Source organism: Pseudoxanthomonas sp. YR558 (genome assembly GCF_900116385.1).
GTDB lineage: Bacteria > Pseudomonadota > Gammaproteobacteria > Xanthomonadales > Xanthomonadaceae > Pseudoxanthomonas_A.
The window spans coordinates 570,290-594,810 of the sequence record NZ_FPCI01000002.1 but is presented as its reverse complement, the minus strand read 5'-3'; the positions used below and the strand labels follow the sequence as shown (position 1 = coordinate 594,810).

Annotated in this window: 20 protein-coding genes; 6 read left to right on the top strand and 14 right to left on the bottom strand. The window is 66.7% G+C overall.

Annotated elements, in window-relative coordinates:
• The first annotated feature begins 56 nt into the window (after positions 1 to 56).
• From BM365_RS14350 to coaE, 5 genes are all read left to right on the top strand, one after another.
• Positions 57 to 866 (top strand): hypothetical protein, encoded by an 810-nt coding sequence (locus BM365_RS14350; RefSeq protein WP_139227439.1) that lies wholly within the window; start codon positions 57 to 59, stop codon positions 864 to 866.
• A 149-nt stretch (positions 867 to 1,015) separates the two neighbouring features.
• Entirely contained in the window at positions 1,016 to 2,758 is a 1,743-nt protein-coding gene (pilB, locus tag BM365_RS14345; protein WP_093490197.1) for a type IV-A pilus assembly ATPase PilB, read from the top strand.
• A gap of 117 nt (positions 2,759 to 2,875) precedes the next feature.
• Positions 2,876 to 4,132 carry a type II secretion system F family protein gene (locus BM365_RS14340; protein WP_093490196.1) on the top strand — a complete coding sequence of 419 codons (1,257 nt, stop codon included), beginning with the start codon at positions 2,876 to 2,878 and terminating at the stop codon, positions 4,130 to 4,132.
• 9 nt (positions 4,133 to 4,141) lie between these two features.
• Positions 4,142 to 5,005 carry a prepilin peptidase gene (locus tag BM365_RS14335; protein ID WP_093490195.1) on the top strand — a complete coding sequence of 288 codons (864 nt, stop codon included), beginning with the start codon at positions 4,142 to 4,144 and terminating at the stop codon, positions 5,003 to 5,005.
• 50 nt (positions 5,006 to 5,055) lie between these two features.
• Entirely contained in the window at positions 5,056 to 5,676 is a 621-nt protein-coding gene (gene coaE, locus BM365_RS14330) for a dephospho-CoA kinase (protein ID WP_093490194.1), read from the top strand.
• Positions 5,677 to 5,686: 10 nt separating this feature from the next.
• Here coaE and BM365_RS14325 read toward each other — a convergent pair whose 3' ends face one another.
• The 3 genes from BM365_RS14325 to BM365_RS14315 all read right to left on the bottom strand — a co-directional run bounded on the left by BM365_RS14325 (position 5,687) and on the right by BM365_RS14315 (position 10,621).
• On the bottom strand, positions 5,687 to 6,637 hold the full coding sequence (locus tag BM365_RS14325) for a Nudix family hydrolase (RefSeq protein WP_093490193.1): 951 nt from the start codon (positions 6,635 to 6,637) through the stop codon (positions 5,687 to 5,689).
• A 105-nt stretch (positions 6,638 to 6,742) separates the two neighbouring features.
• Positions 6,743 to 9,496 carry a preprotein translocase subunit SecA gene (gene secA, locus BM365_RS14320; RefSeq protein ID WP_093490192.1) on the bottom strand — a complete coding sequence of 918 codons (2,754 nt, stop codon included), beginning with the start codon at positions 9,494 to 9,496 and terminating at the stop codon, positions 6,743 to 6,745.
• 174 nt (positions 9,497 to 9,670) lie between these two features.
• On the bottom strand, positions 9,671 to 10,621 hold the full coding sequence (locus tag BM365_RS14315; protein ID WP_093490191.1) for a M23 family metallopeptidase: 951 nt from the start codon (positions 10,619 to 10,621) through the stop codon (positions 9,671 to 9,673).
• Positions 10,622 to 10,629: 8 nt separating this feature from the next.
• On the opposite strand from BM365_RS14315, the gene BM365_RS14310 reads away from it, so the two are divergent.
• Positions 10,630 to 11,097, top strand: coding sequence for a DciA family protein (locus BM365_RS14310; protein WP_093490190.1), 468 nt, complete (start codon positions 10,630 to 10,632; stop codon positions 11,095 to 11,097).
• Positions 11,098 to 11,298: 201 nt separating this feature from the next.
• Here the strand turns inward: BM365_RS14310 and lpxC are convergent, their stop codons facing one another.
• The 11 genes from lpxC to BM365_RS14255 form a co-directional block, all read right to left on the bottom strand.
• A complete protein-coding gene (gene lpxC / locus BM365_RS14305) occupies positions 11,299 to 12,213 on the bottom strand; it encodes a UDP-3-O-acyl-N-acetylglucosamine deacetylase (RefSeq protein ID WP_093490189.1) in 915 nt (304 codons plus the stop codon).
• Between the two features lie 213 nt (positions 12,214 to 12,426).
• On the bottom strand, positions 12,427 to 13,653 hold the full coding sequence (gene ftsZ, locus BM365_RS14300) for a cell division protein FtsZ (protein ID WP_093490188.1): 1,227 nt from the start codon (positions 13,651 to 13,653) through the stop codon (positions 12,427 to 12,429).
• 84 nt (positions 13,654 to 13,737) lie between these two features.
• On the bottom strand, positions 13,738 to 14,973 hold the full coding sequence (gene ftsA, locus BM365_RS14295) for a cell division protein FtsA (RefSeq protein ID WP_055940270.1): 1,236 nt from the start codon (positions 14,971 to 14,973) through the stop codon (positions 13,738 to 13,740).
• Positions 14,970 to 15,746 (bottom strand): cell division protein FtsQ/DivIB, encoded by a 777-nt coding sequence (locus BM365_RS14290; RefSeq protein ID WP_093490187.1) that lies wholly within the window; start codon positions 15,744 to 15,746, stop codon positions 14,970 to 14,972. Before BM365_RS14290 ends, ftsA begins: the two co-directional genes overlap by 4 nt.
• Positions 15,746 to 16,705: a D-alanine--D-alanine ligase gene (locus tag BM365_RS14285; protein WP_093490186.1), complete on the bottom strand. Its 960-nt coding sequence runs from the start codon at positions 16,703 to 16,705 to the stop codon at positions 15,746 to 15,748. The genes BM365_RS14290 and BM365_RS14285 overlap by 1 nt, the downstream gene beginning before the upstream one ends.
• Positions 16,702 to 18,153, bottom strand: coding sequence for a UDP-N-acetylmuramate--L-alanine ligase (gene murC, locus BM365_RS14280; protein WP_175502109.1), 1,452 nt, complete (start codon positions 18,151 to 18,153; stop codon positions 16,702 to 16,704). Before murC ends, BM365_RS14285 begins: the two co-directional genes overlap by 4 nt.
• Complete coding sequence (gene murG, locus BM365_RS14275) at positions 18,153 to 19,253, bottom strand: undecaprenyldiphospho-muramoylpentapeptide beta-N-acetylglucosaminyltransferase (protein WP_093490185.1); 1,101 nt, start codon at positions 19,251 to 19,253, stop codon at positions 18,153 to 18,155. The genes murC and murG overlap by 1 nt, the downstream gene beginning before the upstream one ends.
• Entirely contained in the window at positions 19,250 to 20,554 is a 1,305-nt protein-coding gene (gene ftsW / locus BM365_RS14270; protein WP_093490184.1) for a putative lipid II flippase FtsW, read from the bottom strand. The genes murG and ftsW overlap by 4 nt, the downstream gene beginning before the upstream one ends.
• Positions 20,554 to 21,639, bottom strand: coding sequence for a phospho-N-acetylmuramoyl-pentapeptide-transferase (gene mraY / locus BM365_RS14265; RefSeq protein ID WP_093490183.1), 1,086 nt, complete (start codon positions 21,637 to 21,639; stop codon positions 20,554 to 20,556). The genes ftsW and mraY overlap by 1 nt, the downstream gene beginning before the upstream one ends.
• Positions 21,629 to 23,008 (bottom strand): UDP-N-acetylmuramoyl-tripeptide--D-alanyl-D-alanine ligase, encoded by a 1,380-nt coding sequence (gene murF, locus BM365_RS14260; RefSeq protein WP_093490182.1) that lies wholly within the window; start codon positions 23,006 to 23,008, stop codon positions 21,629 to 21,631. Before murF ends, mraY begins: the two co-directional genes overlap by 11 nt.
• Positions 23,005 to 24,489, bottom strand: a complete 1,485-nt coding sequence (locus BM365_RS14255; protein ID WP_093490181.1) for a UDP-N-acetylmuramoyl-L-alanyl-D-glutamate--2,6-diaminopimelate ligase — start codon at positions 24,487 to 24,489, stop codon at positions 23,005 to 23,007. Before BM365_RS14255 ends, murF begins: the two co-directional genes overlap by 4 nt.
• Positions 24,490 to 24,521 lie beyond the last annotated feature (32 nt).

The following is a 24,521-nucleotide window of genomic DNA, read 5'->3' as shown; positions in this document are numbered from 1 at the left end:
GGCTGGGCCGTGGCTTGGCTGCGGCAGCCTTGGTGTTTTTGGCGCACCAAGGACGGATGCACCGCCACACAGCTATTGGTGCGTTCGAAGAACTCTCGTTCGCCCGTACCGCCTCGTCGCTCTTGCTGTACATCGTGGCTTGCCTGGTGTTGTCACTGGCGTGGCCGTTGACGTTGCGCGGGATAGGCTCTCCCGGCATTCCATTGCGTCCATTGGCAGCGCTGCATCTTCGTGCGCAGTTGTCGAAATATCTTCCGGGCGGGGTATTCCATTTCGCCCAGCGACATATAGAAAGCCTACGTTGGGGCTTTAGCCACGGAGAGCTCACCGTGGCACTGGCGGCTGAAGCCGCACTGCTTCTGGGCACGGCGTCGCTGGTCGCGGTTGGCATCATCGGGGATCCTCGGCTGGCGCTGCTCCCGGATTGGCTGCTGCCGTTGACCTACGCGATGCCGCTCGTCCTTCCTGTCGCTTGGCTCGGGCTCCGAATGTGGTCTCGCCGTATCGACAACGGCATGCGGCACATCAAGTTGGTGCCGCTGCTCTGCGTGGTCGGCATCGATCTGGCTTTTTTCCTTCTCAGCGGGCTCGCCTTGCTGACATTGGGCAACCTTGAAGGCGATCCTGCGTTCTGGCTGGGCTGGCTTGCGTTGGCTTGGTTATGCGGCTATCTGGTCCCGGGAGCGCCGGGTGGCATCGGCATCAGGGAGACGGTGCTGGTGCTGGGATTGGCGCACGCCATAGGCTCGGGACAAGCCCTCGCCCTCGCTTTGGCGTACAGGGTAGTCACCCTGTCTGCGGACGGCATATGCACCGTGCTCGGTTTCCTGTTGAGCGGAAGCTCCTCAAAGGCGGACGGAAACTAGCGCCCACGGTGCCGCATCGCGTCACGTTGTGACGCAGCGCTCGTTCGGCGGCCAAGCCAGTGCCCGGCCGCGCGACGCCTGCGCTAGAGTGTGTGCTGGCCCGCTTCTTGCAGGGTCACCAATAGCCGAAGCACCAGGATCCGATCGCCATGAACGCTGTCGCCAGCACCAACGCCAATCTCGTGGGCATCACCGGCATCGCCCGTCGCCTGGTCATGGATGGCGCTATGGACGAGGCCGCCGCCCGCAGCGCGATGGCCAACGCCACGGAGGCCAAGGTCCCCTTGGCGCAATGGGTGGCCGAGAAGCGGCTGGTGGCGCCCGCCCATCTCGCGGCCGCCAACGCGATCGAGTTCGGGATGCCGCTGATCGATACCACCTCCTTCGATCCGGCACATAACGCGCTGAAGCTGGTCAGCGAAGAGCTGATCCAGAAACACCAGGTGCTGCCGCTGTTCAAGCGCGGAGGCAAACTATTCGTTGGTACCAGCAATCCCACCCAGACTGCGGCCCTAACGGAGATCCAGTTCCACACCAATTTGGTGGTGGAGCCCATCCTGGTAGATGAGGAGCAACTGCGCCGCACGCTGGATCAGTGGCTCAATGCCGCCAGCAGCCTGTCCAGCAGTTTTGCGGGAGGCGACGACGAGGGCTTGGACAACCTGGAGGTCGGCACCGACGACGACATGGGCGCGAACGCCGATAGCGCAGTCGACGCCAAGGGCGACGACACTCCTGTCGTTAAGTTCGTCAATAAGGTGCTGGTGGATGCGATCAAGCGGGGCGCGTCCGATATCCATTTTGAGCCTTATGAAACGGACTACCGCGTGCGGCTGCGCATCGATGGCATCCTCAAGCAGGTGGCCAAGGCACCGGTCAAGCTGAGTGCACGCATCGCCGCGCGATTGAAAGTGATGTCGCAGCTGGATATCGCCGAGAAGCGCGTACCGCAGGACGGTCGCATCAAGCTGAACTTGTCCAAGACCAAGCAGATCGACTTCCGTGTCAGCACCTTGCCCACGCTCTTCGGCGAGAAGATCGTGCTGCGTATCCTCGACGGCAGCGCGGCCAAGCTGGGCATCGACAAGCTGGGCTACGAGCCCGACCAGCAAAAGCTGTTCGAGGACGCCATCCAGAAACCGTACGGCATGGTGCTCGTCACCGGCCCTACCGGCTCGGGCAAGACGGTGTCCCTGTATACGGCGCTTGGTATCCTGAACGATGAAATCCGCAATATCTCCACGGTCGAAGACCCGGTGGAAATCCGGCTTCCAGGCGTCAACCAGGTCCAGCAGAACACCAAGCGCGGCATGACCTTTGCTGCGGCGCTGCGTAGCTTCCTGCGTCAGGACCCGGACATCATCATGGTCGGCGAAATCCGCGACCTGGAGACCGCCGAGATCGCGATCAAGGCCGCGCAGACCGGCCACATGGTGCTTTCGACGCTGCACACCAACGACGCGCCGCAGACCATCGCGCGCCTGATGAACATGGGCATCGCCCCGTACAACATCACGAGCTCGGTGACCCTGGTCATCGCCCAGCGTCTGGCCCGCCGCCTGTGCCCCAAGTGCAAGAAACCTGTCGAGCTGCCACAGAAAGCCCTGCTTGCGGAAGGCTTCAGCGAAGCGGAGATCCAGGCCGGCTTCACCCTGTACGACGCCGTCGGCTGCGACGAGTGCACCGAAGGCTACAAGGGCCGTACCGGTATTTATCAGGTCATGCCCATGTCTGACGAGATTCAGGCCATCGTATTGGAGGGTGGCAACGCGATGCAGATCGCAGCCGTCGCCCAGCAGGCCGGTATCCGCGACCTCCGTCAGTCCGCCCTGATGAAGGTCCGCCACGGCGTCACCAGCCTGGCCGAGATCAACCGCGTCACCAAGGACTAAAGGGGCGCTGCGTAAACCCTGCCCCCCGTCACACGGGGGGTGCTTCCCATGGGCCGATAACCGGCTACCATGGGCAGAGACAGTCCGGTTGGGGAAAGCCGGACAGGGGAAAACCTAATGGCCGTCACCCGTTCCGCCGTCAAGAAAGCACCCGCGCCCGTTCGCGAGAACCCGCTGAACCTGTTCGTCTGGGAAGGCACCGATAAGCGCGGCGTGAAGATGAAGGGCGAGCAATCGTCCAAGAACGCCAACTTTCTGCGCGCCGAGTTGCGCAAGCAAGGCATTACGCCCTCCGTCGTCAAGGTAAAGCCTAAGCCGTTGTTCGGCTCAGCGGGCAAGCCTGTATCGCCGAAGGAAGTTGCGTTCTTCAGCCGCCAGCTGGCCACGATGATGAAGTCCGGCGTACCCATCGTGACATCGCTGGAGATCATCGAGGGCGGCCAGAAGAACGTCCGCATGACGAAGATGATCGAGCAGATCCGCTTCGACATCGAAAGCGGCTCGTCCCTTTCCGAAGCGATAAGCAAGTTCCCCGTCCAGTTTGATGAGCTGTACCGCAATCTGGTGCGCGCAGGCGAAAGCGCGGGCGTGCTCGAGACGGTGCTGGATACCATCGCCAGCTACAAGGAGAACCTGGAAGCGCTGAAGGGCAAGATCAAGAAAGCGCTGTTCTATCCTGCAGTGGTGATCGCGGTCGCCCTTCTGGTGAGCGCGATCTTGCTGATCTTCGTGGTGCCCCAGTTCGAGGCAGTCTTCAAGCAATTTGGCGCAGACCTGCCCGCGTTCACCAAAGTCATCGTGGGCGCTTCGCGCTTCATGGTGTCCAACTGGTACATCGTATTCGGCACCATCTTCGCCGCAATTTTCGCATTCATCTATTTCAAGAAGCGCTCCCTGGCGTTCCAGCATTTCCTCGACCGGGTGATCCTGAAGGTGCCGGTCATCGGCCAGATCATGCACAACTCGGCGATCGCCCGGTTCTCGCGCACTCTCGCGGTGACCTTCAAGGCCGGTGTGCCGCTGGTCGAGGCTCTCGATACGGTTGCCGGCGCCACCGGCAATACGCTTTATGAGAAGGCGGTCTTTCGTATCCGCGATGACGTCGCCGTGGGCTACCCACTCAACATGTCGATGAAACAGGTAAACCTGTTCCCGCACATGGTGATCCAGATGACCGCAATCGGTGAAGAGGCCGGCGCGTTGGATACCATGCTGTTCAAGGTGGCGGAGTATTACGAGCAGGAGGTCAACAACGCGGTCGATGCGCTGTCCAGCCTGATCGAGCCGTTCATCATGATCTTCATCGGCGGCGTGATCGGCGCCATGGTCATCGGCATGTACTTGCCCATCTTCAAGCTCGCGGCGACGATGTAAGCTGGCCTAATGGCATTCTTGGATCAGCACCCCGAACTGGGGTACCCGGTGGTGGCAGGCCTCGGCCTGCTGGTGGGCAGTTTCCTCAACGTCGTCATCCTGCGGCTGCCGCGGCGGCTGGAGTGGGAGTGGAAGCGCGACGCCCGCGAGGTGCTCGAAGAGCCCGAGATCTACGACCCGCCCCCACCGGGGATCGTGGTCGAGCGCTCGCATTGCCCGCACTGCAAGACACCGCTGTCCTGGTACGAGAACATCCCACTGTTCAGCTGGCTGGCCTTGCGCGGCAAGTGTCGCCACTGCAAGGCACCCATCTCGCCGCAATACCCGCTGGTCGAACTGCTGACCGCCTTGCTGGCCGTGGCGTCGGTATGGCGATTCGGGTTCGGCTGGCAGGGGTTCGGCGCCGCGTTGTTCAGCTGCTACCTGGTGGCCCTGAGCGGCATCGATCTGCGTACGCGGCTGCTGCCCGACCAGCTGACCCTGCCACTGATGTGGCTCGGTTTGATTGGCAGCCTGGACAACCTCTACATGCCCGCCAAGCCGGCGCTACTGGGCGCCATCGCGGGCTATGTATCGCTGTGGCTGGTCTGGTGGTTGTTCAAGCAGGTGACCGGCAAGGAAGGCATGGGGCGGGGCGATTTCAAGCTGCTCGCTGCCATCGGCGCCTGGGTCGGGCTCAACGGCGTGCTGCCGACGATCCTGCTCTCGTCCGTCGTCGGCGCGGTGATCGGGTCGGTGTGGCTGGCCTTGAAGGGCCGCGATCGGGCGACGCCGATCCCGTTCGGCCCCTACCTGGCCATCGCAGGCTGGATCGCGTTCTTCTGGGGCCCGCAGATCATCGACGCTTACCTGCGCTTCGCCGGCCTGAAGTAGACCGCGCCCGTCGTCAGGCAGGCCCGGTCCGCACGCTCCATAATCGGCGCATGAGCGATTACTTCATCGGTCTGACGGGCGGCATCGCGTCGGGTAAGAGCGCACTCGAAAAGGCTTTCGCCGCCCACGGCATTACCGTGGCCGACGCCGACCTGCTGGCACGTGCCGTGGTGGAGCCGGGAGAGCCCGCCCTGGCGGCCGTGGTAGCGCATTTCGGCGACGGTGTGCTGCAGGCGGATGGCCGCCTGGATCGGGCGGCTTTACGGGTGCGTGTGTTCAACGACGAAGCCGCGCGACGCGCATTGGAAGGCATCCTCCACCCTGCCATCCGCGCTCGCCTGCAGGCGATCTGCGTCGCGGCGACCAGCCCTTACGCAATCGCCATGGTGCCGTTGCTCACCGAAGGCGGCGGGCGCTCGGCGTATCCGTGGCTCCACCGGATCCTGGTCGTGGATGCGCCTGTGGAAGTACAGCGCGCGCGCCTGATGCTACGCGATGGCATCGATGCCGCGTTGGCCGACAAGATGATGGCGGCGCAGGCCACGCGTGCGCAGCGGCTCGCCATCGCCGACGATATCGTGGTCAACGACGGCGACCTCGAACATCTGGTTCGCGCTGCGGACGCGCTGCATGCGCGCTATCTCGCGTTGGCGGCCGCAACGACCACCTGACGCCTGCCGCTTATGCGGCAGGCCAAAGCCCACGGATCGCCGCGATGCCTTGCGCGCCATGCTGCCGGGCCTGGGTGATGTCCGCCGGCTGCAGGCCGCCGATGGCGTAAAGGGGCAGCGAAACGTTTTCGCGCAGGCCCGCGAAGCCGGGCCATCCCAAGGGGTCGCCTCCGGGGTGCGTCTCGGTCGGGAACACGCTGCCGACGACTGCGAAGTCGCATGCGATCGCTTCGGCCTGCCGCAGTTCGGCGGCCGTATGGCAGGACGCAGCAACCAGGACATCTTCCGGCAGGGGCCGGAATACCAAATCGGGCAGTTGCGAAGCGCGCAGATGGACGCCTACGCCTAGCGTGCGCGCCAGTTCGATATCGCCGTTGAGCAACACCTCCGCGCCGGCGGCACTGCAGCAGGCGACCGCTTTGCGGGCGAACTGCTCCCACGCGTCGCCAGAAAGACTGCGCGCGCGCACATGCACGCGGCGGACACCCTGGGCCAGGGCGCGCTCGAGCGACGCCATCCAGAGGCTCGTGTCCGTGGGCTCGGGGGTGACCAGATACCGGTCCGGATGCAGCAGCGCGGCCACGACCGGACGGTCGGCGGGCGGCATGGCGTAGCGCATCAGTTTGTCCGGGACGACCCAGGCCAGCGCCTGCCCTTCATGCCCTCGCGGCGTGCCCTTCCAACCGGCGAGGTGGCGGACTTCGAGCTTCAGGCGCTTGTCGGGGTACTGCTGCGGCACGCTGATGATGTGCTCGCCCACTTGCGCTTCGATGCCCAGTTCTTCGCGCAATTCACGCACCAGCGCGTCTTCCGGGCTTTCGCCGGGCTCGCGCTTGCCGCCAGGGAATTCCCAGCGCCCGGCCAGATCCCGCCCCTCGGTACGTCGGGCCAGCAGGATCCGTCCGCGGGCGTCGGTGATGACGGCGGCCATGACGTGGATCGAACGCAACGGGGTCAGCATGGTGGAACTTTGCCGGGAACCGGCCGGTAGACGCAAATATCCCCGTGCTGAAAAAGGAAAAGCCGCGCAGTGCGCGGCTTTTCCAGGCGGTCCCGGGCGGGGACCTCAGGCCAACTGGCCGTGGCAGTGCTTGTACTTCTTGCCGCTGCCGCACGGGCACGGGTCGTTGCGGCCGACCTTGGGTGCGTCGCGCTGCGCCGGCATCGGTCCGGACTGCACATAGCCGCCTTGCATGGCCGCGGCCTGTTGCGCCTGCTCCGCTTCCTCGTCGGCGCCGTAACCGCCCGCTTCCTGGTGCTGGAACTGCATCTGCCGCGCCTGCGCCTCGGCCATCGCGCGCTCCTGCGCCTCCAGTGCGGCGACTTCCTCTTCGCTGCGGATGCGCACGCGCGACAGCAAGGTCACGACCTCGCTCTTCACCCGCTCCAGCATGCCGGAGAACAGTTCGAAGGCTTCCTTCTTGTACTCCTGCTTCGGCTGCTTCTGCGCGTAGCCGCGCAGGTGGATGCCCTGGCGCAGGTAGTCCATGCGCGCGAGGTGCTCCTTCCAGTTCTTGTCGAGCACGGTCAGCATGATGTGCTTCTCGAGCGCGCGCATGGTTTCGTCGCCGACCACCTGCGCCTTCTCGGCGAAATGCGCGTCCATGCCTTCCTGCACGCGGCGCTCGATCGTTTCCGCATCCAGTTCCTCGGCCTCTTCGCGCCAGCGGCTCACCGGCAACAGCACGCCCATTTCCTCCCCGAGCTCGCGTTCCAGGCCCTGCAGGTCCCACTGGTCGTCCACCGAGTTCGGCGGAACGAAGCGACCCACCAGCTCGGCCACCACGTCGCCGCGGATGCCGTCGATGTTCTCCTGCACCGTCTCGGCTTCCAGCAACTCATCGCGCTGGGCGTAGATCACCTTGCGCTGGTCGTTGTTGACGTCGTCGAAGTCGAGCAGGTTTTTGCGGATGTCGAAGTTGTGCGCTTCCACCTTGCGCTGCGCCTTCTCGATCTGCCGGCTGACCAGCTTGTCTTCGATGACGTCGTCTTCCTTCATGCCGATCAGCTTCATCGCCTTCTGGACCCAGTCCGAGGCGAAGATGCGCATCAGGTTGTCTTCCAGCGACAGGTAGAAGCGGGACGAACCCGGATCGCCCTGACGGCCCGAACGGCCACGCAGCTGGTTATCGATGCGGCGCGATTCGTGGCGCTCGGTGCCCACGATGTGCAGGCCGCCGGCGGCCTTCACTTCATCGTGGCGCTTCTGCCATTCGGCCTTCACCGCCGCGCGTGCAGCATCGTCGGCCTCTTCGCCCAGCGCTTCGTACTCGGCTTCCAGCGAACCGCCCAGCACGATGTCGGTGCCGCGGCCCGCCATGTTGGTGGCGATGGTGATCGCACCCGGACGGCCTGCCTGCGCGACGATGTGCGCTTCGCGCTCGTGCTGCTTGGCGTTGAGTACCTCGTGCGGCACGCCGGCCTTGTTGAGGAAGTCGGACAGCATTTCCGACGTCTCGATCGACGTGGTGCCGACGAGTACCGGCTGGCCGCGCTGGTAGCACTCCTGGATGTCGGCCAGCACCGCCTTGAACTTGCCCTGGCGGTTGAGGAACACCTGGTCGGGCGAATCCTTGCGCACGGTCGGGCGGTTGGTCGGGATGACGATCACCTCCAGGCCGTAGATGCTCTGGAACTCAAACGCTTCCGTGTCGGCCGTGCCGGTCATGCCGGACAGCTTCTTGTACATGCGGAACAGGTTCTGGAACGTCACGCTGGCCAGCGTCTGGTTCTCGCGCTGGACCGGCACGCCTTCCTTCGCCTCGACCGCCTGGTGCAGGCCGTCGGACCAGCGGCGGCCCGGCAGGGTGCGGCCGGTGAATTCGTCGACGATCACCACCTCGCCGTCGCGGACGATGTAGTCCACGTCGCGCTGGTAGATGGCGTGCGCGCGTAGCGCGGCATTGAGGTGGTGGACGACGGACAGGTTGTTGGCGCCGTACAGGCTGTCGTCCTCGCTGACGATGCCGGCCTGGCGCAGCAGCGCCTCGGCATGCTCCATGCCGGCCTCGGACAGGTGGACCTGCTTGCCCTTCTCGTCGACCCAGTAGTCGCCCTCGGCTTCTTCGTCGGCCTGCTTGTTGAGCTGCGGCACGATGCGGTTGACGCGGATGTAAAGTTCCGGCGACTCGTCGGCGGGGCCCGAGATGATCAGCGGCGTGCGCGCCTCGTCGATCAGGATCGAGTCCACTTCGTCGACGATGGCGTAGTGCAGCCCGCGCTGGAAGCGATCGTCCTTGGACATCGCCATGTTGTCGCGCAGGTAATCGAAACCGAATTCGTTGTTGGTGCCGTAGGTGATGTCGGCGGCGTACGCGCCCTGCTTATCGCCGTGCGGCATGCCCGGGTAAACCACGCCCACGCTGAGGCCGAGCCAGTTGTACAGGCGGCCCATCCATGCGGAGTCGCGGCGGGCGAGATAGTCGTTCACGGTGACGACGTGCACGCCCTTGCCTTCCAGCGCATTGAGGTAGGTCGGCAGCGTGGCGACCAGCGTCTTGCCTTCACCGGTGCGCATCTCGGCGATCTTGCCCAGGTGCAGCACCATGCCGCCGATCAGCTGCACGTCGTAATGGCGCATGCCCAGCACGCGCTGGCTGGCCTCGCGGCAGACCGCGAAGGCCTCGGGGAGGATCTTGTCCAGCGCCTCGCCGTTGCGGATGCGCTCCTGGAACTCCGGTGTCTTCGCCTTCAGCTGCTCGTCGGTGAGCTTGCGCAGCTCCGGCTCCAGGGCATTGATCTTGTCGACGATGCGTTGCAGCTGCTTGAGCAGGCGCTCGTTGCGACTGCCGAAGACACGGGTAAGCAGGTTGTTGATCATGTAGGGAACCGGATGGGAAAAGGACGCCGGGGCGCCGCGCTGGCGGCAGGCCCAAAATGAAACAGGGCGCAAGGCGCCCTGTCTGGCAACACCGTATTGTAGCTTGGGGCGCCGCCGGGGGAATCAAGACCGGCGATAGGACCGCCGGTTCCCCGTTTGGTTCCGCAGCCGGCCTCAGCCGCGCTTGACCTGTCCGACCGGCGTCGGGCCTTCACCCAGGAACTTGCGCGGATTGACCACGCGCCCGTTCTCCCACACCTCGAAATGCACGTGCGCACCGGTCGAACGGCCGGTGGAGCCCGCCTTGGCCACTTCCTGGCCCACGCGGACCAGATCGCCGGCCCGCACGCTGAGGCGCGAGTTGTGCGCATAGCGGGTGACGTAGCCGTTGCCGTGGTCGACGTCGATCACGTTGCCATAGCCGCCCTTCACGCCGGCGAAGCTCACCACGCCGTCGGCCACCGACAGCACCGGATCGCCGACGCGCGCCTTGAAGTCGATGCCCTTGTGGTTCTGTCCACCGCCGCCGAACGGATCGGCGCGGCCACCGAAGCCGGAAGTGATGTAGCTGTTGGCGATCGGCATGCGACCCGGGGTCGCGTTCTTGTCCAGCTCGCGGTTGAACAGCAGCGCTTCCAGCACGGACAGCTGACGGCCGGATGCCGCGAACTGCCGCTCGAGGTTGTCCACGCCCTCCTTCAGGTCCGCCGGCTTCATGTCGTAGGAAACGTCGTTACCACCGACGCCCACCGGCTCGTTGAAGTCGAACTCGCCGTCCTGCAACTGGCCCACGCGGGTCAGTCGCTCGCCCAAGGCATTCAAGCGGTTGGCCTGCGCCTGCAGCTCGCCCAGCCGCGCGGCCATGGCATTGATTTCCTGCTGGGCGCCGCGGCGCACCTGCTCCAGTTCCGCATCGCGCTGGCCGGCCTGCGACTGCAGCAGCGACACCTGGCCCATGCCGATCGCACTGCGGCCACCGACACCGACGAGCAGGCCGGCGGCGACGAGCACCGCGGCGCTCGCGAGCGGGCGCGCATGGAAGGCGAGGCGGATCCGGTACGCACCATGGGCGGACGCATGGGCCCACCAGGTACGCGTATTGTTTACGATGGTCTTAAAGCTCATAGATACCGATGTCTGATTCGAAGTCCAAGCCGCGCCGCGCCGGCATCGCACAACCTGCATTGCAGGCTGCCCTGACGGATGCCGCCACCGACCCGGTGCGTCGCGCCATGTGGCTCGACGCCTTGGAACAGCAGCTTCGCCCCTGCCTTCCGCCTGCCCTCGCGCCGCATTGCCGGTTGGCGAACGTGGCGGGCAAACGGCTCGTTTTTATCGTCGACTCCCCCGTCTGGCATGCCAGGCTTCGCCTGGCCGCACCCGAGCTGATCAACGTGGCCCAATCCATCGGACTGGCGGTCACCGAAGTCACCGCCAAGACGAGCCTCGCGCCGCAGGTGAAGCCTGCGCAGGGCCCGGTCGTACCCGTGTCGGAGGCTTCCCGTAGAGGACTGCAAGCGGCCCTCGACCTCCTGTCCGCACCGGACTCCGCCGGTACACCCCCCCAGAAGGGGAGCCATCGTGGCAGGCGGAAAATTTGACCCGGCCATCACGAAGGACGGGGCATGGTACCGGCCACCGCCTATCGGGTCGTTAGCCAAAGGTTAGGAAAATGTTATTTCCGGACCTGAAATCTGACCCAGTTCACAGTTTCGCCAAGGCGTAACCATTCGCACACCACCGCGTGATCGCGGTAGGAAACCGGGCGACAGCGGGGTCACCGTCCGGAGCGGACGGGCGTCTCAGACCGCCAGGGCAGGCGTCGCATAGGTGACCGGGGACGGCGCGATGCCGTTCTCGAACGTCACTTCTTCCCAGGCCGAGGTCTCGGCCAGCAGCGCGCGCACCAGCTTGTTATTGAGTGCGTGGCCGGATTTGAAGCCCTCGTAGGCGCCCAGGATGGGGCGGCCGGCGAGGTACAGGTCGCCGATGGCGTCCAGGATCTTGTGGCGGACGAATTCGTCCGTGTAGCGCAGGCCGTCCTCGTTGAGCACGCGGAACTCGTCCAGCACGATGGCGTTGTCCATCGAACCGCCCAGGCCCAGGTTGCGCTCGCGCATGTACTCGAGGTCGCGCATGAAGCCGAACGTGCGGGCGCGCGCGACTTCCTTGATGTAGGCGCCCGTGGAGAAGTCCACCTCGGCGCGCGACTGCGAAGCCGGGATCATCGGGTGATCGAACTTCACCGTGAAGCCCAGCTTGAAGCCGTCGTAGGGTTCGAAACGCGCCACCTTGTCGCCTTCGACCACTTCGACCGGGCGGGTGATGCGGATGAAGCGCTTCGGGGCGTCCTGCTCGGCGATGCCGGCGGACTGGATCAGGAACACGAACGGGCCCGCCGAACCGTCCATGATCGGCAGCTCGGCCGAGGACAGCTCAACGTAGGCATTGTCGACACCCAGGCCGGCCATGGCCGACATCAGGTGCTCGACGGTCTGCACCTTGGCGCCCTCGCAGGTCAGGCCGGTGCACAGCGTGGTCTCGGTGACCAGCTCGGCGCTGGCCGGGATTTCCACCACCGGCTCCAGGTCGATGCGCCGGAACACGATGCCGGTGTCGACCGGCGCCGGACGCAGCGTCATGTAGACCTTCTCGCCGCTGTGCAGCCCCACGCCCGTCGCGCGGATCACGTTCTTGAGGGTGCGTTGCTGGGCCATCAGGTGGGGTCGCAGGTGGGGGAACCTTGGCGGGGCAGCGAGAATATCACGCAATTCGCTGAATCTTAACGAAAGAACCGCTCTGTCCCACGCCTGAAACAACGTACTGGTAAGGCGTTCCGGAAAGGGCTGCCGGGCCGGTGGGCCCGGCAGCGAAGGGACATGGCGTTGTCGTGCGGGTAGAGCCCCTCCCCTCGCGGGGAGGGTGTTTCGTTAGTCGGCCTGGCGGCGGAGGAACGCCGGGATGTCCAGGTAGTCCGACGGCAGGTCGGCGGCGACCGGTGCGGAGGCCGGCGCCGACGGTGCGGCCGAGGAGGCGCCGCGACGCAGGCCCAGGCCGCTGGTGGCGGCGCTGATCGGATCCATCGAGAAGCCGTCGTCGATCGGCATGCCGGTGGTGGCGTCGCGAACCAGCTTGATCGGCGCGCGCATCGGCTCGCGCAGGTCGCTGCCACGGCCGACCGGCTGGCGGGCGGCGTTGCGGTTCAGGCCGGTGGCGACCACGGTCACGCGCACTTCGTCCTGCATGTCCGGATCCAGCACGGTGCCGACCACGACGGTCGCGTCTTCCGAAGCGAAGCCTTCGATGGTGCGGCCCACTTCGTCGAACTCGGCCATCGTGAAGTCCGGGCCGGCGGTGATGTTGACCAGGATGCCGTTGGCACCGTTGAGGTTGACGTCGTCCAGCAGCGGGTTCTGGATCGCGGCCTCCGCGGCGGCCTGCGCGCGGTCGTCGCCGCGGGCGCTGCCGGTACCCATCATGGCCAGGCCCATCTCGCTCATCACGGTGCGCACGTCGGCAAAGTCGACGTTGATCAGGCCGGGACGGACGATCAGGTCGGCGATGCCCTGCACGGCGCCGAGCAGCACGTCGTTGGCGGCGCGGAACGCCTGGATCATCGTCGCATTGCGGCCCAGCACGGTGATCAGCTTTTCGTTCGGGATGGTGATCAGCGAATCGCAGTGGTGGCTCAGTTCCTCGATGCCCTTCAGCGCGACCTGCATGCGGCGGCGGCCTTCGAAGGGGAACGGCTTGGTGACCACGGCGACGGTCAGGATGCCCATCTCCTTGGCCAGCTGTGCCACGACCGGCGCGGCGCCGGTACCGGTACCGCCGCCCATGCCCGCGGTGATGAACACCATGTCGGCGCCGTCCAGCGCGTCGATGATGCGCTCGCGGTCTTCCAGCGCGGCCTGGCGGCCGACTTCCGGATTCGCGCCCGCACCCAGGCCCTTGGTGACGTTGCTGCCGAGTTGCAGCTGCAGCTTTGCACCACAGTTCTTGATCGCCTGCGAATCGGTGTTGGCGGTGATGAACTCCACGCCGTCCACGCTGCCGTTGACCATGTGCGCCACGGCGTTGCCGCCGCCGCCGCCCACGCCCACGACCTTGATCACTGCATTCGGGGCCATCTTTTCAACCAGTTCGAAATGTGCCATGTCCTTGTCCTCGTTTATTTAGTTATGTGGTGCTGGTGGAACGAACGTCGTGACGCTTACTCGACTCGCGGAATGCCGCCCTGCTCAGAACTCGCCGCGATACCAGTTCTGGAGTTTCTTGAACCAGCTGCCCGCCTTGCCCGTGGGCAATGACGGACGCCGGGGGTGTTCGATCTGGCTGCCCATCAGCAGCAGGCCTACGCCGGTGGCATGCACCGGGTTGCCGACCACTTCGCCCAGCCCGGTGACGTGCTGCGGGATGCCGACACGCACGGGCATCTGCAACATCTCTTCGGCCAGCTCGACGACACCTTCCATCTTCGCGGCGCCACCGGTCAGCACCATGCCCGCGCGCACGCGCTCCTCGAAGCCCGAACGGCGCAGTTCGGCCTGCACCATCTCGAAGATCTCCTCGTAGCGCTGCTGCACGGCCTGCGCCAGCGCATGGCGCGGCAGGCGACGCGGCGGGCGGTCGCCCACGCTCGGCACCTGGATGCTTTCTTCGGCCGTGGCGAGCTGGGCCAGCGCGCAGGCGTAGCGCACCTTGATCTGCTCGGCTTCCGGCGTCGGCGTGCGCAGCATGTGCGCGATGTCGTTGGTGACCTGGTCGCCGGCGATCGGCAGCGAGGCCGTGTGGCAGATCGCACCCTGCACGAATACCGCCAGGTCGGTGGTGCCCGCGCCCATGTCGACCAACACCACGCCGAGTTCGCGCTCGTCGCTGGTCAGCACCGCCACGCTGGAGGCCAGCGAGGAGAAGATCAGGTCGTCGATCTGCAGGCCGCAGCGCTGCACGCACTTGCTGATGTTGGCGGCCGCGGACTGCGCGCAGAACACCAGGTGCGCGTCCACCTCCAGGCGCACGCCGGTCATGCCGACCGGATTGCGGATGCCTTCCTGCGAGTTGTCCAGCTTGTACTCGCGCGGGATGGCGTGGAGGATCTTCTGGTCGGCCGGGATCGCCACGGCCTTCGCCGCTTCCAGCACGCGGTCCAGGTCGCCCCAGGTCACTTCGCCGTCGCGGATCGGCACGATGCCGGGCGAGTTCCGGCACTGCACGTGGTTGCCGGAGATCGACGCGTAGACCGAGCGGATCTCGCAGCCGGCCATCAGCTCGGCCTCTTCGATCGCACGCTGGATCGACTGCACCGTGGATTCGATGTCCACGACGACGCCGCGCTTCAGGCCACGCGATTCGTGCGAGCCGATGCCGATCACTTCGATCGGATTGCCCGGGGCGTACTCGCCGACCAGCGCCGTCACCTTGGACGTGCCGATATCCAGCCCGACGATCAGCGATTTGTCACCCTTGCGATTCATGTCCTGCCCTGCGAATGACCACCTGCGGCCGCAACCGGCGCAGGCAGCGTGGAAGTTTCGGTGTGCGGCGCTCGCGGAGCGTCGCCCCAGCTGAGCGCAAAGCCGTTCGTGTAGCGCAGGTCCGCACGCAGCAGCGGCTGCGCCTGCGCGGCCAGCAACTGCGGCAGCATCCGCGCGAAGCGGCCCAGGCGCGGACGCGCGTCGGTGCGACCGACGACGACCTGCGTGCCGTTGCCGAGCAGCAGCGACCAGCTGCCGCGTGCGTCCATCACCAGCGTGGTGACGTCCAGCCCCATCGGCGCGAACAACTGCCGCGATTCGTTGTAGAGCGCGGTCACTTCCTGCACCTGCGATTCCGGACCGCCCAGTTGCGGCAGCTTGAGTCCGGCCAGCTCCTTCGGCATCGGGAACAGGCGGCCATGCTCGGAGAGCAGCTTGTCGTCGCCCCAGCGCGCGAACGGCTTGTGCTCGATCACGCGGATCTCCAGCACATCCGGCCAACGCTTGCGCACTTCCGCGCGCTCCACCCATGGCAGGCGCTCGACCGCATGCTTCGCGTCATCGAGGCGCACCGCGAAAAACCCGCGCTTCGCGTGCGGCAACACCACGGCGCGCAGCTGCGCCGGATCCACGCGCGCGAATTCGCCCTGCACGCGCAGCGTGCTCAGTGGCCAGCGATCGGCGCCGATCCAGCCGTTCACGACGGCCACGACCGGCAGCGCCACCAGGGCCAGTGCGAGCAACCAGGCGAGGATGCGCAGGGCGGCGTTCATCAGCCCACCACCTCCGGCACCGTCTGCTCCAGGATGCGCCAGCACAGCGCTTCGAAGCCGATCCCGATGTTCGCCGCCGCCTTCGGCACCAGCGAATGGCTGGTCATGCCCGGCGCCGTGTTGACTTCCATCAGCATGAAACGGCCGTCGGCATGGCGCATCACGTCCACGCGCCCCCAGCCGCTGCATCCCGCCGCGCGGAAGCCCGCCAGCGCCAATGCGCGGATCGAGGCTTCGTCGCCGCCATCGTCCAGGCCCGGGCACAGGTACTGCGTGTCGTCAGCGATGTACTTGGCGTGGTAGTCGTACCAGTCGCCGGCCGGCACGATGCGCACCGACGGCAGCGCCACGTCGCCGAGGATGCCCACGGTGAACTCGCCGCCGGTGAGCATCTGCTCGGCGAGCAGTTCGCCGGCATACGTGCTGGCGAATGCCTGTGCGGGTGCGAGATCGTCTTCACCCATCAGACGGAAGACGCCGACGCTGGAGCCTTCCGCGGAGGGCTTCACGAATACCGGGAAGCCGAGCGAGCGCGCCGCGGCGGCCAGATCGCCACCAGCGGGAATGCGCTCGAAGCGCGCGGTCGGCAGGCCGGCCGCTTCCCATACCTGCTTGGTGCGGATCTTGTCCATCGTCAGCGCCGAGCCGAGCACGCCGGGGCCGGTGTACGGCACGCCGAGCGATTGCAGCAGGCCCTGCAGCACGCCGTTCTCGCCATCGCCGCCATGCAGGATGTTGAAGACGCGATCGACCTTGCCCGCACGGATGGCTTCGACCAACGCGGGAATGCCGTCCACGGCGAAGGCCTGGACGCCGCGTGCCAGCAGCGCGTCGAGCACGTTCTGCCCGGAGTTCAGCGACACCTCGCGCTCGCTGGAAACGCCGCCCAGCAACACGGCGACGCGCCCGAAGCGGGCCGGATCGTCGAAGCGCGGCGGCGGCACGGCGATGGCGGTCATGCGCCCTCCCGCCGATTGAAGCCGTGCGACGCGATGTGCTGCGACATGTGGCCGATGTCGCCGGCGCCCATCAGCAACAGCAGGTCGCCGTCCTGCAGTACATCCGGCAGCACGTCGACCAGGTCGGCGACCTGGCTGACCACGACCGGTTCGTTGCGGCCGCGTGCGCGGATCGCACGCGCGAGCGACTTGGCATCGGCACCGGCGATCGGCTGTTCGCCCGCGGGATAGACCTCGCTCAGCACCAGTGCGTCGGCTTCAGACAGTACTGCGGCGAACGCATCGAACTGGTCGCGCGTGCGGCTGTAGCGGTGCGGCTGGAACGCGACCACGAGGCGCTTGTGCGGCCAGCCACCACGCGCAGCGGCGAACACGGCCGCCAGTTCCTTCGGATGGTGACCGTAGTCATCGACCAGCTGCACGCGCGCGCCCTGCGGCGTGGTGATCTCACCCAGGTCGTTGAAGCGGCGACCGATGCCGGCGAACTTCTCGAGCGCGGCGGCGATGTTCTCCGGCGACACGCCCAGCTGCCAGCCCACCGCGGCGGCGGCCAGCGCGTTCAGTACGTTGTGGCGGCCCGGCAACGCGAGGCTGACGCGGATGCTGGCGTCCTCAGGCAGGCGCAGGGTGAAGTGCATGCGCCCGCCTTCCTGCTCCACGTCCTCGGCACGCACGTCGGCATTTTCGGCGAAGCCGTAGCTCATCACGTGGCGCGGGGTTTCCGCGGCGATGGCCGCGACTTCGGGATCGTCGATGCACAGCACGGCGAGCCCGTAGAACGGCAGGCGCTGCAGGAATTCGGCGAAGGCCGCCTTCACGCGCTCGAAGTCGTTGCCGTAGTTCTCCAGGTGATCGGCATCGATGTTGGTGACGATGGAGATCAACGGATTCAGGCGCAGGAAGCTGCCGTCGCTCTCATCCGCCTCGGCCACCAGCCACTGGCCATCGCCGAGCTTGGCATTGGCGCCCGCCGCCAGCAGCTGGCCGCCGATCACGAAGGTCGGATCCAGGCCGCCCTCACTGAGGATCGCAGCCGCCAGGCTGGTGGTCGTGGTCTTGCCGTGCGTGCCCGCCACGGCGATGCCGCGACGGAATCGCATCAGCTCGGCCAGCATCGCCGCGCGCGGCACGATCGGAATGCGCTGGCTGCGCGCCTCCATCAACTCGGGGTTGTCGTGCTTGATCGCGCTGGAAACCACCACGCAATCGGTACCCAGCACGTTGGAGGCGTTATGGCCGCGCATCACGCGCGCACCCAGCGACGTCAGACGGCGCGTGGCCGCGTTGTCGGCATTGTCCGAGCCCGAGACCTCGTAGCCCAGCGTGCACAGCACTTCGGCGATGCCGCTCATGCCGGAGCCGCCGATGCCGACGAAGTGCACCCGGCGGAACTCCTTGGCCAGGTTGCCGGTGTGTTGCAGGCGGCGCTCGCGTGCAGCAGCCATCATCATGCCTGCGTCCTCATTTCAGTTGCTTCCTCAAGAATGATGTCCGCGATGCGGTCGGCCGCATCGGTCTTCGCCAGCGCGCGCGCGGCGTCCGCCATCGACTGGCGGGTGGCGGCATCGTCGGCAAGCTGGCGCAGCGTCGTCGCCAACGCATCGGCCAGGGCGTCGTCCTGCTTCAACAGCAGGGCTGCGCCGCGCTCGACCAGGTATTCGGCGTTGCGGGTCTGGTGGTCGTCCACGGCCTGCGGGAACGGCACCAGCACACTGCCTACGCCGACGGCGCAGAGCTCAGCCAGCGTCGACGCGCCCGCGCGGCAGACGACGAGGTCCGCCCACACGTACGCCGCCGCCATGTCGGTGATGAAGGCTTCGACGCTCGCGGCGACACCGGCATCGGCGTAGGCCTTGGCGGCCTCGTCGCGCAGCTTCTCGCCGCACTGGTGGCGCACTTCGACGGCACCCGCCGGCAATGTGGCTAATGCACGCGGTACGGCCATGTTCAACGCGCGTGCGCCCTGGCTGCCGCCCAGCACCAACAGGCGCAGCGGACCATTGCGGCCGATCAGGCGTTCTGCCGGCGGCGCGACGGAGGCGATCTCTTCGCGCACCGGATTGCCGACCACTTCCTCGCGGCCCGGAAACGCGCCGGGGAAACCCGACATGATCCGGCGCGCAACTTTGGCGAGCATGCGATTGGTGAAGCCGGCAGCGCGATTCTGCTCATGCACCAGCAACGGTGTGCCCATCAAGCGCGCCGCCACGCCACCGGGTCCGGAGGCGAAACCACCGAAGCTGACCACGGCGCGAGGCGCGCGACGGCGCAGCACGAAACCCGCGGCGCGGATCGCACGCAGCACACGCACCGGCGCGCCGAGCAGGGCGAGCTTGCCCTTGCCGCGCAGGCCGGTGATCGCGAGCGTGTCCAGTTCGATGCCGTGCTGCGGCACCAGTCGCGTTTCCATGGCGCCGTCCGCGCCCAGCCACACCACCGGCACACCGCGCGCGCGCAGCACTTTGGCCACAGCCAGCGCGGGGAAGATATGACCGCCGGTCCCACCGGCCATCATCATCACGGGTGCAGGGGAGGTCGCGGTGTTCATGCGATCCTCTCGAAGGTAGGTTCGACACGCGAACGCAGGCGGCTGGTGCCACGCAGCGTCTCGGACAGCGACGGCGCCGGCTTCGGCGTTGCCGGCGCAGCATCGGCGGGCGTCCGCGTTTCGCCACTCGGCGTGGTCTGCAGTGCTTCGCCACGCAAGGCGACCTGGCGCTGGGTGCGCTCGAGTTCGTAAGACACTCGCAGCAGCAGACCCATCGCCACGCACGTCATCAGGATGCTGGAGCCGCCCGAGGAAATCAGCGGCAACGTCAGGCCCTTGGTCGGCAGCAGGCCCAGGTTCACGCCCATCGACACGAAACTCTGCATGCCGATCCACAGCGCGACACCGAAGGCGACGTAGCCGGCGAAGTGCCTGCGCATCTCCACGCAGCGCAGGCCGATCACGAAGGCGCGACCGACCAGTAGCGCGTACAGCGCGATGACCAGGCAAACGCCGACGAAGCCGAGTTCCTCGCCGATCACCGAGAAGATGAAGTCGGTATGCACTTCCGGCAGGTAATTGAGCTTGAGCACGGAACCGCCCAGGCCGATCCCCGACCATTCACCGCGACCGATCGCCATCAGCGCATTGGTCAACTGGTAGCCGCTGCCGAACGGATCGGCCCACGGATCGGAGAACGAGGTGAGGCGACGCATGCGGTACGGCTCGGCGATCGCGATCACGGCGAGGATGGGCAGACCCACCAGCACCGGGCCGAACATGCGCGGCATGTTCACGCCACCCAGCACCAGCATGCCGGCGGTGATCGCCAGCAGCAGCGAGGACGAACCGAAGTCCGGCTGCATCAGCAGCAACGCGACCAGCAGCACCACCACGCCCAGCGGCTTGAGCATCGCCGCCCAGGTCGCGTTGACCTCGTCGCGGAAGCGCACCAGGTAGCTGGCCAGCCAGACGATGAAGAACACCTTCACCACTTCCACGACCTGGAAGTTGGACACGCCCAGGTTGATCCAGCGGTGCGCGCCTTTCACGCTGACGCCCAGGCCCGGCACGAACACCATCAACAGCAGCACCACGCAACCTAGCAGCAGCAGGTGGTTGCGCGCCTCGATGCTTTTGAGTTCGGTACGGGTAACCCACCATGCCAGGCCCGCGCCCGCCACCAGGAACATGCCGTGGCGGATCAGGTAGTAGAACGGGTTGCCGTGCTGGTAGATGGACGCCGATGCGACCATCACCACGCCCAACGACGCCAGCGCCAGCATGGCGCCGAGCAACCAGGGGTCGAAACGGCCCCCGATGGCTTCCAGTCGCGTGGCTTGGCGCGGCGTGTCGTTCATCAGCGCACCTTCAACGTGGCCAAGCCGACGAGGACGAGGACGACGGAGATGATCCAGAAGCGCACGATCACGCGCGGCTCGGGCCAGCCCTTCAGCTCGAAGTGGTGGTGGATCGGCGCCATCCGGAACACGCGCTTGCCGGTCAGCTTGAACGACGCGACCTGGATCATCACCGACAGTGTCTCGATGACGAAGATGCCGCCCATGATCACCAGCACCAGTTCCTGGCGGACGATCACGGCGATGGTGCCCAGCACCGCGCCCAGCGCCAGCGCGCCGATGTCGCCCATGAACACCATCGCGGGATAGGTGTTGAACCAGAGGAAGCCCAGCCCCGCGCCCGCGATGGCGGCGCAGATGATCGTCAGCTCACCGGCGCCCGGCACCTGCGGGATCTGCAGGTAGTTCGAGAACACCGCATTGCCCGACGCGTAAGCGAACACGCCCAGCGCGCACGCCACCAACACGGTGGGCATGATGGCCAAGCCGTCCAGGCCATCGGTCAGGTTGACCGCGTTGGAGAAGCCGACGATCCAGAAGTACGCGATGGCGACGAAGCCGATGCCCGCCAGCGGCATGGCGATCGACTTGAAGAACGGCACGTAGAAGGTCGTCGCCGCCGGCACGTCGGCGTACAGATACAAGTACAGGCCGGCGGCCAGGCCGAAGATCGACTGCAGCAGGTATTTCCAGCGCGACTTCAGGCCGTTCGGATCGCGACGGACGATCTTGATCCAGTCGTCGTACCAGCCGATCACGCCGAAGCAGACCATGACCAGCAGCACCACCCACACGTACTTGTTGCGCAGGTCGCCCCACAGCAGTACCGAGGCCGCCACGGTGATCAGGATCAGCGCGCCGCCCATCGTCGGCGTACCCGCCTTGGAGAAGTGCGACTGCGGGCCGTCCTTGCGGATCGGCTGGCCACCCTTCAGCTGGCCGAGCTTGCGGATCACCGCCGGGCCCAGCCACAGCGACAGCGCCAGCGACGTCAGCGCGGCCAGGATGCCGCGGAACGTCAGGTAGCCGAACAGGCCGAAGAAGTTTTCCAGGCTCTGCAGCCAGCGAGCCAGTTCAAGCAACATGCGGTTTGTCCTCCCCGGTGGACAGCAAGGCGGCGACGATCCGGTCCATCGCGCTACCACGCGACCCCTTGACCAGACAGCGCACGCCGGCCCGCAGGTCGGCGCGCAGGGCGTCGGTCAGCGAGGCGTGATCGTCGAATGGATGCGCGCCCTCGCCGAACGCGGCGGCGGCGGCGGCGCTGAGCGGACCCAGCGTGTACAACCGGCGGATGCCGGCGCTCTTGGCCCGCCGGCCGGCGTCGGCATGCAGCGCCTCGGCGTCCGCGCCGAGTTCGCGCATGTCGCCCAGCACCAGCCAAGCCTCGCCGTGCGCCTGGGCGCTGGCCGCCGCAAGCGTATCGATGGCGGCCATCAGCGAACCCGGATTCGCGTTGTAGCTGTCGTCGATCACCACGGCACCGTTGGCCAGCGTGCGAGCGACCTGGCGGCCCGCCACCGGCTGCGCGGCGGACAGGCCTTCGGCAATCGTCGCCAGCGACACACCGCAGGCCATTGCGATGGCCGCGGCAGCGAGTGCGTTCGACACATTGTGGCGACCCGGCAGATGCAGGTTCACTGGCACTTCGCCATGCGGCGCCACCAGGATGAACTCCGTACCCTCGGCACCGGGACGCAGCGCGCGCGCGGTGATATCGGATGTCGCTTCGAGGCCGAACCGCAGGATGCGGCGGTCCGGCACGCGGCTGGCGAAGTACTCGGCGAAGGCATCGTCGGCGTTGATCACCGCGGTGCCGTCGGCCGGCAGCGCTTCGTAGATCGCGCCCTTGGTCTCGGCCACGCCCATCAGCGACCCCATGCGCTCCAGATGGGCGGCGGCGATGTTGTTCACCAGCGCCACTTCCGGCGTCACGATGTCCGTCAGGTAGGCGATGTCGCCCGGCTTGCCGGCCCCCATCTCGTACACCGAGAAATCGGCGTCGTCGGGCGCATCGATGACCGCCATCGGCAGGCCGATTTCGTTGTTGCGGTTGCCCGGGTTGAAATAGGTGACGCCGGCGCGCTGCAGGATGGCCACCACCAGCGTCTTCACCGTCGTCTTGCCGTTGCTGCCGGTGATGGCGACCGCCTTCTCCACGCGGTCGCGCTGCAGGCCGGCCGCGATGCGTGCCAGGGCCAGCAACGTGTCGGGTACGACGACCTGCGGCACGTCGACCTTCACTTCATGGTCCACCAGGACGGCGGCCGCGCCCCGCATGGAGGCGTCGTAAGCGAAGTCGTGGCCGTCGAAACGCTCGCCGCGCAGCGCCACGTACAGGCTGCCGGGTACCAGCGTGCGGGTATCGTTCGTCAACGAGCCGATTACGAGATCGTCGCCGAGCAGTTCGCCGCCTGCCCAGTGCGCCAGCAATGAAAGGGGAAGACGCTTCATGCGCGTTCCTCCAGGGCCTTGCGTGCCACGGCGGTGTCGTCGAACGGATGCTTCACGCCCTGGATGTCCTGGTAGGGCTCGTGGCCCTTGCCGGCCACCAGCACGATGTCGTCGGCGCCGGCCAATGCGATGGCGTGTGCGATCGCCATCCCGCGGTCGCGCTGCACGGTGGCCGAAGCCGGACGCGCGAAGCCGGCGAGGATATCCGCCACGATGCGGTCGCCGTCCTCGGTGCGCGGGTTGTCGTCGGTGACGATCACCACGTCCGCCAGGCGCTCGGCGATCTCCGCCATCTGCGGACGCTTGCCGGCATCGCGGTCACCGCCGCAGCCGAACACGCAGACCAACCGACCCTGGACATGGTCGCGCAGGCTGGCCAAGGCCTGTTCGAGCGCATCCGGCGTGTGCGCGTAGTCGATCACGACCAGCGGCCGGCGCTGGCCCGACGCATCGGTGTCGCCGCCCAGGCGGTTCATGCGGCCATGGATGGGCAGCAGGCGCGACAGCGTGCGCGCGATCTCGGACGGCGTATCGCCGAGCGCGTACAGCACACCGGCAACGGCCAGCAGGTTGTCGACATTGAAGCGGCCCAGCAGGCGCGACTGCACCGGCTGCAGCTCGTCGCCGATCACCAGATCGAACGCGATGCCGCTGCCGTCCAGGCGCAACGCATCGGCGCGCACCGTGGCCTCGCCTTGGCCACGCGAACTCACGCCCACGCGCTGCAGGCCATGCGGCAGGCGGGCGAACAGGTCGCGGCCATACGCATCGTCGAGGTTGATGACGCCCGCTTTCAATCCGCTACGCGTGAACAGCAGCGACTTGGCCGCGCCGTAGCGCTCCATGTCGCCGTGGTAGTCCAGGTGGTCGCGCGTGAGATTGGTGAATACGCCCACGTCGAAATGCACCGCATCGACGCGACCCTGGTCGAGCGCATGCGAGCTCACTTCCATCGCGACGGCTTTCGCGCCGGCATCGCGGAACTGCGCCAGCAGTGCATGCATCTGCAGCACCAGCGGCGTGGTGAACCCGGTGGGCACCACTTCGCCGTACATGCCGGCACCGAGCGTGCCGACCGTCGCGCAACGGACGCCGCGCAGGTGCCACGCCTGCGCCAGCAACTGGACCGTGGACGTCTTCCCGTTGGTGCCGGTGACGCCCACCATCTTCATGTCGTGCGACGGCGCCGCGTGGAACCGGTCCGCCATCGCGCCCATGCGTGCGCGCAGGCCCGGCACCGGGATCGCATCGCGCGGCGCTTCCAGGCCATCCGGCACAGGCGGCTCGAACAGGACGGCGCTGGCACCGTTCTCCTTCGCCTGCAGGGCGAAGTTCAGGCCGTGCGCGCCGAAGCCAGCGATCGCGACGAACGCATCGCCCGGCTGCACGGCACGGCTGTCCAGCGTGAGCCCGCGCACGACGATGTCGCGCGGCACGTCCACGTCGGGCAGCAGTTCGGCGAGGGCCATCATCCGCCTCATCGTGCCGCTCCCGTCGCCGGCAACGCAGCGTG